The sequence below is a fragment of the Rhizobium laguerreae genome, assembly GCF_019778565.1.
GTDB classification, from domain to species: domain Bacteria; phylum Pseudomonadota; class Alphaproteobacteria; order Rhizobiales; family Rhizobiaceae; genus Rhizobium; species Rhizobium laguerreae.
In genome coordinates, this window is record NZ_JAAXQT010000003.1 from 324,184 (window position 1) to 337,479 (window position 13,296).

General features: G+C 61.2%; 11 protein-coding genes. 4 read left to right on the plus strand and 7 right to left on the minus strand.

What is annotated here, in order from left to right; all coding sequences use genetic code 11:
- Positions 1-202: 202 nt before the first annotated feature.
- The gene (locus HFO71_RS12170; protein WP_077976073.1) at positions 203-1,075 is read left to right on the plus strand and encodes a hypothetical protein; all 873 of its coding nucleotides are present in this window, start codon (positions 203-205) and stop codon (positions 1,073-1,075) included.
- A gap of 91 nt (positions 1,076-1,166) precedes the next feature.
- Here HFO71_RS12170 and HFO71_RS12175 read toward each other — a convergent pair whose 3' ends face one another.
- The 6 genes from HFO71_RS12175 to HFO71_RS12200 all read right to left on the minus strand — a co-directional run bounded on the left by HFO71_RS12175 (position 1,167) and on the right by HFO71_RS12200 (position 8,625).
- Positions 1,167-1,325 carry a hypothetical protein gene (locus HFO71_RS12175; protein ID WP_020049252.1) on the minus strand — a complete coding sequence of 53 codons (159 nt, stop codon included), beginning with the start codon at positions 1,323-1,325 and terminating at the stop codon, positions 1,167-1,169.
- Positions 1,326-1,369: 44 nt separating this feature from the next.
- Positions 1,370-1,561 carry a hypothetical protein gene (locus tag HFO71_RS12180; RefSeq protein WP_003546802.1) on the minus strand — a complete coding sequence of 64 codons (192 nt, stop codon included), beginning with the start codon at positions 1,559-1,561 and terminating at the stop codon, positions 1,370-1,372.
- A 131-nt stretch (positions 1,562-1,692) separates the two neighbouring features.
- Positions 1,693-2,622: a uracil-DNA glycosylase gene (locus tag HFO71_RS12185; protein ID WP_077976074.1), complete on the minus strand. Its 930-nt coding sequence runs from the start codon at positions 2,620-2,622 to the stop codon at positions 1,693-1,695.
- A gap of 69 nt (positions 2,623-2,691) precedes the next feature.
- Positions 2,692-3,984 (minus strand): Hsp70 family protein, encoded by a 1,293-nt coding sequence (locus tag HFO71_RS12190; protein WP_077976075.1) that lies wholly within the window; start codon positions 3,982-3,984, stop codon positions 2,692-2,694.
- A gap of 220 nt (positions 3,985-4,204) precedes the next feature.
- Complete coding sequence (locus HFO71_RS12195) at positions 4,205-7,321, minus strand: efflux RND transporter permease subunit (protein WP_077976076.1); 3,117 nt, start codon at positions 7,319-7,321, stop codon at positions 4,205-4,207.
- A complete protein-coding gene (locus HFO71_RS12200) occupies positions 7,318-8,625 on the minus strand; it encodes an efflux RND transporter periplasmic adaptor subunit (protein WP_077976077.1) in 1,308 nt (435 codons plus the stop codon). The genes HFO71_RS12195 and HFO71_RS12200 overlap by 4 nt, the downstream gene beginning before the upstream one ends.
- 288 nt (positions 8,626-8,913) lie before the next feature.
- Here HFO71_RS12200 and HFO71_RS12205 point away from each other — a divergent pair, with 288 nt between their 5' ends.
- Positions 8,914-9,792, plus strand: a complete 879-nt coding sequence (locus tag HFO71_RS12205) for a phosphotransferase family protein (RefSeq protein WP_168258194.1) — start codon at positions 8,914-8,916, stop codon at positions 9,790-9,792.
- A gap of 9 nt (positions 9,793-9,801) precedes the next feature.
- On the opposite strand, the gene HFO71_RS12210 is transcribed toward HFO71_RS12205, so the two are convergent.
- Positions 9,802-10,590: an SDR family oxidoreductase gene (locus HFO71_RS12210; protein ID WP_077976079.1), complete on the minus strand. Its 789-nt coding sequence runs from the start codon at positions 10,588-10,590 to the stop codon at positions 9,802-9,804.
- A gap of 251 nt (positions 10,591-10,841) precedes the next feature.
- Here HFO71_RS12210 and HFO71_RS12215 point away from each other — a divergent pair, with 251 nt between their 5' ends.
- Together HFO71_RS12215 and HFO71_RS12220 are read left to right on the plus strand one after the other, a co-directional pair.
- Complete coding sequence (locus tag HFO71_RS12215; protein ID WP_077976080.1) at positions 10,842-12,506, plus strand: electron transfer flavoprotein-ubiquinone oxidoreductase; 1,665 nt, start codon at positions 10,842-10,844, stop codon at positions 12,504-12,506.
- 135 nt (positions 12,507-12,641) lie between these two features.
- Positions 12,642-13,256, plus strand: a complete 615-nt coding sequence (locus HFO71_RS12220) for a L,D-transpeptidase (protein ID WP_221988137.1) — start codon at positions 12,642-12,644, stop codon at positions 13,254-13,256.
- Positions 13,257-13,296 lie beyond the last annotated feature (40 nt).

Here is a 13,296-nt window from a genome sequence, read left to right on the forward strand (position 1 = left end):
CAGTGGCTTGGAACTTGCACTCAAAGAGTGAAAAGAATGGTGAATTCTTGGGATACCGTTGGCCTGTGGAATATGATTGTTGAACATGAGAGAGTATCATTTATTCCAAGCTGTGCATGTCTGAATGGCCGCTGATGCCGGAGGAGCTCTCGGTGTCGTTGCTCCGAACGCTGGCCGGCGAGCGGGGGTGGAGAAAAGCATAATGGCATTCACAGCGGAGCAATTGGTGGGGAACCCTTCCTTTCTGATGAGCATTCGCTTTTTGGCTGGGCAGATGCGCGGCATGTTCGATGCCGGTCCGCGGCTGGCGCGACTGCTCGCCTCCCATCAACGCTGGCTTCTGACCCAGACTGCCTATGCCCTCCACCTGGAACATGATCCGCGCGACCCGACGTCGGGTTTCACTGCCGTTCGGCTGACCGGGCGCATCACCGCGCACAAGGTAGCGAGCCGCAACACCGTGCTCGCTTTCATCGAAGAACTCTATACCTACCGCTTCATAACCCACACGCCCGGCGACGAGCGGCGGCGGCCACGTCATTTCGAACCGGCTGACGTCAGCCATCAGGGAATGTTTGCCTGGATTCTCGGCAATCTCGGCGCGCTCGACCTGCTCGACGGCGGTCGAAGGGCAGGTTTTTTCCAGGAAAACCCGTCATTGATTCGGCTCGTTCAGCCGCGCATTGCCCGCCATTGCCTCGAAGATGCCGCCTGGCGCGAACCGCCGGAGCAGGTGGCGCTGTTCCTCTGGACGGAAGCCGGCGGCCTCGTCGTCGACAACTTCATCGCCCGGATGGATATGGATAGCAGCGAACCGGACAGGTTTTCCGTCGGCCGCGTCGAAACCCGGGCGCTCGCTGCCGATTTCATGATGTCGCGCACGCACCTGCAGCGGGTGCTGGCAAAGGCGGCGCAACGCGGCTGCGTCGGCTGGCAGGACGAGCCGCGCAAGACGCACCTTTGGATATCGCGGGATTTCGTCGAGGAATATTGCGCCTGGCAGGCGGTCAAGTTCGCCTATGTCGACGAAGCCTTCGAATGGGCAAAGGCCCAGATCGAGGAAATGGCCATCTGACCAGAGCATTTCCGGCAAAAGTGCGCAGCGGTTTTGCGTCCGGAATGCGCGAAACCAAAGAGATAGAGCATTTCCATGACTCGGAAATGTTCTACAGAACGATGGCTGTAGCACCTGCACCAATGCGCGCGCTGGCATCGGCCGGCTTGACCGAAAGCTCGCGCTCATATTCCCGCGCGGCGCAGACCGCGACGCGGATGTGCTCGAAGGTTTCGATGTTGCGCAGAAGCGATATCAGGATCGTCGACATGTTGGGGTACTCTTGATACGAAGGGCAGGCGATGGGCCTGCCGCTCAATATTGCTGGAAGTCCGAAAAAATGGCGTTCGGGCGCGCCGTACGGCTGTTGATGCCGGTGCCGCGGGCAATCATCTGTTCGTTCGTGGCAAAGCCGAACCGGCTGTAGCCTTGAGTGGAACGAACCTGGTCGCCGGCGAGGCGAAGGGTTTCAAACCCGCTATGGATAGGGCGAAAACGCTTGTTCATGGCCTTGGTTCCTGTGATTCCTCCCAAGACACAGCTGATATTGCGATGCAGCATAGATTCCGCAATGCGTCACGGCGGGATGCAGCCATGCGAAAAACGCATAGATTGATTCATAAATTATTCAACTTTGGCTAATTTCTAAGCAAAGATAGGGACTTAAGCTTCGCCTGAAAAGCCAGCAGGTCATTCCAGGCCAGCCGCTTGTTTACAGGTGCGGTTAACAGATCCTGCGGATGCAGGCTGGCTATGGCAGGAATGACACAGTCCGCAACGGCAATCTCCTTCCAACGGCCGCGCAACCCGTGAATCGTATCGTTTTCGCCGAAGAAGAAACGTGCCGAAAAATTGCCGAGCAGCAGGATCGCTTTCGGTTCGGCAAGCGCGATCTGCCGCTCGATGAAGGGGCGGCAGATGTCCATTTCCGCGGCCGAGGGTGCACGATTGCCAGGTGGTCGCCAGGGGATGACCTGCGTCAACAGAATGGCTGAGCGCTTCAGCCCGATCGCCGCCAGCATCTTGTCGAACAGCTGGCCGGATTTTCCCGAGAAGGGCACGCCTTCGCGATCGTCTTCGGCGCCCGGCGCCGAGCCGATCACCATGATGCCGCTTTCGGCATCGCCGCTCGCGAATATGGTCGAGCGGGCACTGTGCTTGAGGTTGCAGCCGTTGAAGGCTTCGATCGCCGTCTTGAGCTCACTGAGCGAGCGCGCGCTTTCGGCAGCGAACCGTGCCTGCTGCACCGCCTCGCCATCAGGGATCGCCGGTTGCGGGCCGGAAGCTGCGCGTTCGGCTGGCGCTGCCGAACGTAGCGAGGCCGTGCCCGGACGCGGCGGCGTCTGGCGTTCCCCGGGGACAGATCGTTCCTTAGGTGTGAGGCTTTCCCCAGCTACGGGACGTTGCTGCTGCGCCTGTGTCGCCGGGCGGCGGGCGGCCTTCATTGCCTCGAACTCGGCGAAGCGGTCGATCGCCTCTTCCTCCAGCAACCATTCCACGCCGGCATCGGCATGGAAATGCAGAAGCGCTGCGAGCTCGGCTGGGGAAAGGTCGTTGGCGGAGATCATGAGGGCAAGCTTAGCGGAGTGACCGGGGCATTGAAAGGGCGGGTGGCAGATTGCCCGCCCTTGCCGGCTCTATTGCACAGTCCATTGCGCGATGTCGTCGCGTTCGCCGATCAGCGCCAGGCCATGGGCGATCGACAACAGCTCGCCGCCGCTTTCGATCCGGTCGCGCTCGAACCGTTCGGTAAAGATGCGGCGCACCGCCGGCACGAAGGAGGTGCCGCCGGTCAGGAACACCTTGTCGATCTCCGATGGTTTCGTCTCGGTCTTGTCGAGCACGTCGTCGAGCGCGCCTTCGATGCGAGCGAGATCATCGGCGATCCAGCCTTCGAAGTCGCTGCGCTTGATGCTGCGATGTCCACTGCGGCCAAGCGGCGCGAAATCGAAAGGCGCCTCTTCTGCGGCCGAGAGCGCCATCTTCGTCGCCGACACCGCCTGATAGAGCGGGTAACCCTCGTCATGATCGATCAGGTCGATGAAGATTTCGAGCTTTTCCGGTTCCAGGCTGGTGCGCACCAGCTTCTTCAGATCCTCGAATTCGCGGGTCGTCTTGAAGATCGACAGCTGGTTCCAGCGGCCGAAGCTGGAATAGTAGTTGGACGGCACTTCGAGGATCTTGTCGAAGCTTTTGAAGTGGCTGCCCTTGCCGATCAGCGGCGCGACGATGTTGTCGATCATCCTGTAGTCGAAATGGTCGCCGGCGACGCCGACGCCTGAATGGCCGATAGGCGTTGCCGTCAGCTTGCCGGCGACGGTCTCGAAGCGGATCAGCGAATAGTCGGTGGTACCGCCGCCGAAATCGGCGACCAGCACGGTGGCATCCTGCTTCAGGTTCTGCGCGAAATAGAAGGCGGCGGCGACCGGCTCGTAGACATAGTGGATTTCGGGAAAGCCGAAGCGCGACAGCGCCGCGTTGTAGCGCTCGGTCGCCAGCGCCGGATCGGGGCTGGCGCCGGCAAAATGCACCGGCCGGCCGGTGACGATGCGACCGACATCCGAAGGCCAGTTGTCGCCGGCATAGTTGCGCAGCCGCCGCACGAAGATCTCCATCAGATCCTCGAAATTATGCCGCTTGGCGAAAATTAGCGTGCCCTGGAACAGCGCACTCGCCGCAAAGGTCTTGATCGATTGCAGAAAGCGACATTCGCCGGGATTGTCGATGAATTGGCGGATCGCCGCATGGCCTGCTTCCACCTTCAGCGCCGAAGCGCCGAGCTGGGCATCCTTCATGAAGGAAAGCGCCGTGCGCATGCTGTCTGCCGTACCCTCCGTGCTCGTGAACGCCATCGAGCGCGTCGCCCCGCCATCCGCCATGGCGAGAACCGTATTCGTCGTGCCGAAGTCGAAACCCAGCGCCTGAGCCATGCCCGCACCTCTTCATGCCGATTGTTATTGGAGACGGAGCATCGCTCCGCAAAAGGACGTGAGGACGCCCCGAATTCAGGAGGGCGGGTGATGCCACAGGGGCGTGACACATTCAAGAGGAGCGGAAGTTGATGTGATCGCGGGCGCACTTCTTCTCCCGGTTAGAAGAAGAAGTGCGCCGCAAGGGTCAATCGGCAATGCCGAATTCAGAGGGCCGTCATCACTCGGCGGCCATTGCCCTTGCCTCTTCCAGCTGCGGCTCCTCGACCTTCTTGTGGCCGATCAGGCGGCCGAGGAAGTTTCCGAAGCGGTCCATCTCGACGAAGATGACCGGGGTGATGAAGAGCGTCAGCATCTGCGAGACGATCAGGCCGCCGACGACGGCGATGCCTAGCGGCTGGCGCAGTTCCGAGCTTGCGCCGGTGCCGAGCGCGATCGGCAGGGCGCCGAGCAGGGCACAGAAGGTCGTCATCATGATCGGCCGGAAGCGTCGCACGCAGGCCTCGTGGATCGCCACCGTCGCCTTTTCGCCGGTCGTGCGCATGGTCTCCACCGCCACGTCGATCATCATGATCGCGTTCTTCTTGACGATGCCGATCAGCATCAGCAGGCCGATAAGGGCGATGATCGACAGGTCGAAGCCCATGATCTTTAGCGCCAGCAGCGCACCGAATGCCGCCGCAGGCAAACCGGAGAGAATGGTGAGCGGGTGGATGAAGCTCTCGTAGAGCACGCCGAGCACGACATAGATGGTCAGCACCGCCGCCAGGATGAGGTATGGCGTATTGCCCTGAGACTGCTCGAAAATCTCAGCTGTACCGCCATAGGAGGTGAAGACGTCGGCCGGCATGCTCATTTCCGTCTTGATCTGGTCGATTGCCGCCGTGGCATTGCTGAGCGATACGCCCTCCGGCAGGTTGAAGGAAACGGTGGTCGAGACGAGCTGGCCCGTCTGGTTGATTGTCACAGGGCCGACCGTGCGCTCGACATGCGCGAAGTTTGAAAGCGGCACCAGGCTGCCATTGGGCGAGGCGACACGGATTTCCGAGAGCTTCTGGTCGTCCCATGGCTTGCTCGTGTCATATTCGACGATGACGTCGTAGCTGTCGCCGGTAGACTGGATTTCCGCCGCTGCATATCCGCTGAAGGATTCCTGCAGCGTCGTGCGCAGTGTGTCGTTGTCGATCCCATAGGCGGCTGCCCGCTCCGTATCGATGACGATATTGGCCTGCAGCGCGTTGTTCTGGGCGTCCGAGGTCACGTCGGTGAACAGCCGGTCCTTGCGCATCGCTGCCTGGATCTTGCCGGCCCAGAGGTTGGTTTGATCAGCACTCAGTGCCTGCACCACCAACTGATACTGGCTTGCCGTCTGGCGACCGCCGAAGCGCAGGCTCTGGTTCGGCGTCACGAAGGCCTGCAATCCGGGGATCTTGTTGATCTCCGCGCGCAGCTCACGCAGCGTCTGGTCAAGCGGCGGACGTTCCTTCTTGTCCCTGAGTTCGACGAACATCGAGCCGTTGTTTTGCGGTTTGTTCGGGTTGCCGCCGATCGTCGACATCACATGGTTGACTGCCGGGTTCGCCTTGACGACGGCTGCCGCCTGCTGCTGCAGCGCCTCCATGGCCGAATAGGAAATGTCTTGGCGAGCCTGCGTGCTGATCGTCAGGCGGCCGATATCCTCCTGCGGGAAGAAGCTCGTCGGCAGCGTCATGAAGAAATAGATCGTCAGCGCGACCGAGGCGAGGAAAACGCCGAGGATCGTGGGGCGGTGGCGAAGGCACCAGCCGACCGCCCTGTCATAGCCGTTGAGAGTCCGTTCGAAGCCGGCATCGAAGATGCGGATGATGAGCGGCGGGCGGCTCTGGTGGTTGGACAGACGCGAGGCGAGCATCGGCGTCACGGTCAGCGAGACGATTGCCGAGGAGATGATCGCAATCGCAACCACCATGCCGAATTCGTTGAACACGCGGCCGACAACGCCGCCCATCAGCAGGATCGGGATGAAGACCGCGATGAGCGAAACCGACATTGAAATGATGGTGTAGCTGACTTCGCCCGCACCCTTGATCGCCGCTTCCCGCGCGGGCATGCCGTCCTCGACATGGCGCAGAATGTTCTCGAGCATGACGATCGCGTCGTCCACCACGAGCCCCACCGCGAGCGTCAGCCCGAGCAGCGAGATGTTGTCGATACTGTAGCCGAGCACATACATCATGCCGAAAGTCGAGATCAGCGACAGCGGAACGGCAAGCCCGGGAATGATCGTTGCGGTCGCATGGCCGGTAAACAGGTAGATGACGAGAACGACGAGGCCGATCGTGAGCAGCAGCGTGAACTTGACATCGGAGATGGCATCGCGAATCGGTTTTGCGGCGTCATTCATGACGACCGTGTTGACCGAGGGCGGGATTTCGGCGTGAAGCTGCGGCAGCTTGGCGTTGATCGCATCGACGACATCCACCGTATTGGCATCGGGTTGACGCTGGATGGCGAGGATAATGCCACGCTGGCCATCATACCAGCTGCCGGTATACTGGTTCTCGACGCTGTCCTGCACATCGGCAATATCGCCGAGGTGGATCGGCGCGCCGTTCGGATTGGCAATGACCAGCGAACGGAATTGTTCGGCGCTGGTGCGCTGCGTGTTCGCCGTGATGGTCATGCTCTGCGAATTGTTCTGCAGCGTTCCCACGGGCTGCTGGCTGTTGGCGGCAGCAAGCGCCTTGTTGACGGTATCGATGCCGATGCCGCGGGTCAAAAGCTTGTTGGGATCGACCTCGACGCGCACGGCATAGGTCTGCGCACCGTAGACGCTGACCTGGGCAACGCCGGGAAGCGTCGAAAGCGACGGCGAGATGATGTTCTCGGCGATGTCGTCAAGCTTGCTGCGCGGCATGGTGTTGCTCTGCACCGAGAGCAGCATGACAGGCGCATCGGCCGGGTTCGTCTTGCGATAACTCGGCGGCGTCGTCAGATTGTCGGGCAGTTGCCGGGTCGCATTCGAGATCGCCGCCTGCACGTCGGCTGCGGCCGCATCGATATTACGACTGAGGTCGAACTGCAGCACGATGCTGGTGCTGCCGAGCGAACTGGAGGCGCTGATTTCGGTGATCCCGGGAATGGTCTCGAACTGCTTGATCAGCGGCGTCGAAACCGAGGTCGCCATCGTCTGCGGTGAGGCGCCGCTCAACTGCGCCGAAACGTTGATGGTGGGAAAATCGACCTGCGGTAGCGCTGCGACGGCGACGAGCTGATAACCGGCAAGACCGGCCAGAATGACGCCGATCGCAAGCAGCGTCGTCGCGACGGGTCGCTGGATACAGAAATTCGGGATCATTGTTGAGCTCCCACCGCGATTGTCTCGGAGGGCTGCTGTTGCCGAGGCTCTTCGGCGGAGGCGACATCAAGCGCCTTATCGTCGAACTGCTCCTTGATCGCCTGCTGGTCGCTGAGCTGGCCCTGGCCCTCGACGACGACATGGTCGCCTTCCGAAAGGCCCGAGGCGATGGCGGTGAAGCCGCCATTTGCGCGGGCAACGGTGACGGCCGTCAGATGCGATTTGCCGTCCTTGGCGACGAAGGCGAAGAAACCCTCCGGGCCGGGGCTGACGGCGACCGTTGGCACCACCACCTGCTGTTCGTCATTGTTGAAATGCACGACGATGTTGACCGACTGGCCGGGCCAGAGCGCGCCGGAGGAATTCTCGAATTTCGCCTTGGCGAGGATCGTGCCCGAGGCGGTATCGACCGTATTGTCGTAGAAGCTGATCTCGCCCTTTCGCACTTGCCCCTTGGTGGAACTGGGAGCGGTGCTGACCTCGACCGGACCGCCTGCCAGAGCGCTCTTCAGCTCCCGCAGGTAGCGTTCCTGCAGGTGGAATTTCACATAGATCGGATCGTATTTCGCAATGGTGACGATTGCCGAGCCGGCATTGAGGAAGGCGCCCTTGCTGACGGCGATATCGCCAAGCCGGCCATCGAAGGGAGCACGGATGTCGGTGTGCTCGAGCAGGATTTGGTCGGAGGCCAGCGACGCCTTGTCGGCGTCAACAGTGGCTGCGGCGGTATCGCGGGCGGCGACCGCCTGGTCGAGGCTCTGCTCGGTGCCGGCCTTCTGGTTGAAGAGATCCTGCGCGCGCGTCAATGCGGTCTCGGCTTCCGAAAGGGTTGCCCTGTCGCGCACGATCATCGCATTGTCCTTGTCGACGGTTGCCTTGGCCGTCCGGTCGTCCAGCTTGGCGATCAGGTCGCCGGCTTTCACGGTCGCCCCATCCTGCGCATCGATTCTGACGATCAAGCCCTGTTCCTGTGCGGCAATGGTCGTGTTGTCATCGGCATCGGCCCAGCCGGTCGCCGTCACATCCATCGGCAGCGTCGTTTTCACGGCTGCGACGGTCTTGACGACGGTCGGGCCGCCGCCACCGCGCCTGCGCCCGCCGCCCTGATGTTGCCCGCCATCCTGACTGGTGGCCTGACCTTGATCGGCTTGCGCCTGCTGCCCGCCGCCATTGCCGCCGGCCGGCTGCTTGATGAACTGCGAGAGGTAGGGAATGCGGGAGGCATAAGGGACCAGATTCCCGAATTGCCAGACGCCGATGGCGGCAATTGCGATAACGCTGACGGTGATCCAAAATTTCTTCATGGGCGGGAACCGGTCTTGAGCAAGGTTGCAAACTTTATGCTCTGATTGAGCTGCTTATATTGCGGCGCAAAAAGGACATAATTCCCGGTGTGCGATCACTAAGTGGTTATAATGGCTTAAAATTTTGTAATGAATATTCCGTAATATTCAAATTATACTAATATAGATCCAGTGTAGTCCGATGCCGTCCGACGGCGGCGGCGAGGGCGGTTCGACAGATGACGATGCCGACCCGTATGCCGTCCATCGCGCGGAAAAACACGGAAAAACGAGAGAAGGCAGGTCGTCATGACTGAGTTGGATGCCAGCGAATTTCGCTCTCTGATCGTAAGCCTATTTCCTGAACTCACGGCCTCCGTCTTCAAGCTGGCGGCGAAGGGCTGGGATTCGCTTGCCGTCGACGTCGATGACACATTAATCTTCAAGTTTCCCCGTAATCTCGGCGCGGAAAGAGCGCTTCAGAAGGAAGCCGCCTTGCTCGATATTGTTCGGCCGTCGCTGTCGATGGCGGTTCCCGACATGCGCATTCACGACGGGCCGCCGATCTTCTCCAGCCATGCCAAACTCGACGGCGAACATCTCATTGCCGAAGATTACGATGCCCTTGGCGAAAGCGATCGGCAGCGCCTCGCGGAAGATCTCGCGCGTTTTTACGCCGAGCTGCATGTGCTCGATGCCGATCGCATACGGTCGGCGGGTGCCGGGGCTATCCAACCATGGCAATTTCCCGAGACGGTGCGAACGAAGGCTTTGCCGCTGCTGCCGCCTGACATCAGGAGTTTTGCGCAGGCCATTATTTCGGATTTCGAAGCCTTGCCGCCCGATCCCTACGGCAACATCTACGGCTTCTTCGACGGTCACGGCTGGAACATGGCCTTCGACCATGCGCAAAGGCGGCTGAACGGCATCTACGATTTCGCCGATTCCGGCTTTGGCCCGCTGCACCAGGAATTCATCTACTCGAACTTCATTTCGCCCGATCTGACCGCGCGCATCATATCGGCCTATGAAACGCTGACCGGACGCCGGCTCGACCGGCGCCGCATTACGATCCTGACCGGTTTCCATCGTCTGTCCGAACTCGCCGAACTTGCGGACGATCCGGCCAACGTCGAACAGATGATCCAAAGTGTGGCGACATGGGCGGCGGCGGCCCGCGTCGGCTGAGAGAGAATGTCAGACGGATCGCGCCGCGCCGCCATCGCAGCGGATGAGCGAGCCGGTGATGTAGCTTGCCGGCTGGCTGCACAGGAAGGCAGCCGTTGCGGCGAATTCCTCGACCCTGCCGTAGCGGCCGACCGGAATGCGCGCTTCCTTGTCGGTGCGGATTTCCTCGAGGCTCTTGCCGGTTCGCTTTGCCGCAGCTCCGTCGAGATCGTCGAGCCGCGCCGTCAGGATGCTGCCCGGCAACAGCAGGTTGGTGGTGACGCCGAAGCCCGCCACTTCGGAGGCAAGCGTCTTGCTCCAGCCGGCAAGGGCCGGGCGCAGCGTATTCGACAGCGCCAGATTGGCGATCGGTTCGATCACGCCGGATGAGGCAACCGTCAGGATGCGCCCCCAGCCCTGCGCCTTCATGCCGGGCAGCAGCGCATTGGTGAGCGTGATCACGCGGGCGACCATGGAGAGGAAATAGCTTTCGAGCTTTTCGCCCGTCATCTCCTCCGTCGTACCGGGCGTCGGCCCGCCGGTATTGTTGACGAGGATATCGAGACCGCCGAACTTCTCCTTCACCGCCGTCGTCGTCATCTCGACGAAGCGTTCGTCCCCGAGATCGGCCCAGATCCAGTCGGCCCGGCCTTGGCCTTCGCCATTGATCGCCTTGCAATTGGCCTCCAGCTGTTCGCCGCTGCGCCCGCAGAGCAGCACGTTTGCGCCCTCACGCGCCAGCGCCACGGCGATGCCGAGGCCAAGGCCGCGCGAGGAGGCGAGGACGAGTGCCCGTTTGCCCCTGATGCCGAGATCCATGATTGTCCTCCGATAGCTTTGAGCGATGTATAAGGCGCAAGCGGCGGAAAAGGAAAGGGCATGTAACCGGTTCGGCAGCGTTTGATAATTGACGTTGACGTAAGCGTTATGTAATTCTTTCCCACCAGGCCTCATCATTGTGCGAATTGGAAGATTGGCTGTCGTATCCCGGCTCGACAATGCTTTCTCGTTTTGACAAGAAAGTGCCATGACGGGATGACGGCCGCGTGCCGCCAAGCGGAGACGAGCGAATGACCGAGACGACTGAGCTGCCCGAACGCGAGAGCATGGAATTCGACGTTGTGATCGTCGGCGCCGGTCCGGCTGGTCTTGCGGCGGCGATCCGGTTGAAGCAGGTCAATCCGGAACTCTCCGTCGTCGTGCTGGAGAAGGGCGCGGAAGTTGGCGCGCATATCCTCTCTGGTGCCGTGGTTGACCCGATCGGCATCGACCGGCTGTTGCCCGGCTGGCGCGACGGGGCCGACCACCCGTTTAAGACCAAGGTCACGGCCGATCACTTCCTGCTGCTCGGTCCCGCCGGCTCTGTTCGCCTGCCGAATGTGCTGATGCCGCCATTGATGAACAATCACGGCAACTACATCGTCTCGCTCGGAAATGTCTGTCGCTGGCTGGCGACCAAGGCCGAAGAACTCGGCGTCGAGATCTATCCCGGCTTTGCCGCCACCGAAGTGCTCTACAATGACCAGGGTGCGGTCATCGGGGTCGCCACCGGCGATATGGGCATCGAGAAGAATGGCGAGCCCGGCCCGAACTATACCCGCGGCATGGAACTGCTCGGCAAATATGTGCTGATCGGCGAGGGCGTGCGCGGCTCGCTCGCCAAGCAGCTGATTGCCAAGTTCGATCTTTCGAAAGACCGCGAACCGCAGAAATTCGGCATCGGCCTCAAGGAACTCTGGCAGGTAAAGCCGGAAAACCACAGGCCGGGCCTGGTGCAGCACTCCTTCGGCTGGCCGCTCGGCATGAAGACCGGCGGCGGCTCCTTCCTCTATCACCTGGAAGACAATCTGGTCGCCGTCGGCTTCGTCGTTCACCTCAATTACAAGAACCCCTATCTCTATCCCTTCGAGGAATTCCAGCGCTTCAAGACGCACCCGGCGATCCGCACCACCTTCGAGGGCGGCAAGCGGCTGTCCTATGGGGCGCGTGCCATCACCGAGGGCGGCTACCAGTCGGTGCCGAAACTCTCCTTCCCCGGCGGGGCGCTAATCGGCTGTTCGGCCGGTCTCGTCAACGTGCCGCGCATCAAGGGCAGCCACAATGCGGTGCTGTCGGGCATGCTGGCCGCCGAGAAGATCGTCGCCGCGATCGCGACCGGCCGCAGCCATGACGAGGTGGCCGAGATCGAGAATGAATGGCGCAAGGGCGACATCGGCAAGGATTTGAAGCGGGTGCGCAACGTCAAGCCGCTATGGTCGAAGTTCGGCACCGCACTCGGCGTGGCGCTCGGCGGCTTCGACATGTGGACCAACCAGCTGTTCGGCTTCTCCGTCTTCGGCACGCTGAAGCATGGCAAGACCGATGCTGAGAGCCTGGAGCCGGCGTCGCAGCACAAGCCGATCGCCTATCCCAAACCCGATGGCGTCTTGACCTTCGATCGCCTCTCCTCGGTGTTCCTGTCGAACACGAATCACGAGGAAGACCAGCCGGTGCATCTGCAGGTCAAGGACATGGCGCTGCAGAAGCGTTCGGAACACGACATCTATGCCGGTCCGTCGACACGTTACTGTCCGGCCGGCGTCTATGAATGGGTGGAAAGGGACGGCGAAGAGGTCTTCGTCATCAACGCCCAGAACTGCGTGCACTGCAAGACCTGCGACATCAAGGACCCCAACCAGAACATCAACTGGGTGCCGCCGCAGGGCGGCGAGGGGCCGGTCTATCCGAATATGTGATGCGGATTATCCCCACCGCGACAATTCTTGCGTGCTGACGCCTTCGTGATCGCCTTCTGCCGGAGGCTGTTAGCCGTTCGTTAACCATAATTTCCTTAGCTTGCGACATCAAGTTGACGCACTAAGGACACATTCATGACGATCTCCCGCCGGGGCTTTCTGATCGCTCTGCCGCTTTTCGTGGCCGGCTGCTCTTCGACCGGTCTGAACAGCCAGACGAATTATGCCGCACTTCCGGACGAAAAATTCCCGTTGAAGCAGGTGCCGATCGACAAGATCAAGCCGGAACTCCGCCGCCAGGAAGTGACGTACGAAACCACGCATGCTGCCGGCACCGTGATCGTCGATACACCGGCGCGCCGCGCCTATTACGTTCTCGGCGGCGGCAGGGCGATGCGTTATGGCGTCGGCGTCGGCCGCGAGGGGCTGGCCTTTGCCGGTAACGCCTATATCGGCCGCAAGGCCGAGTGGCCAAGCTGGACGCCCACCGAAAACATGCAGCGCCGCGAAGAGCGCTATCGCAAGCTCGCCGGCGGCATGCCGGGCGGCCCGAACAACCCGCTCGGTGCGCGGGCGATGTATCTCTATCGCGGTGGCAACGACACGCATTTTCGCATTCATGGCACCAACCAGCCGCAATCGATTGGTCTTGCCATGTCGAGCGGCTGTGTCCGCATGATGAACCACGACGTGATCGACCTCTATAGCCGAGTCGAAGTCGGCGCCAGGGTTGTCGTTATCCAGGCTTAGGCAATACGCAGATAGCATTGCCGATGAAAAAAGCCGCCGC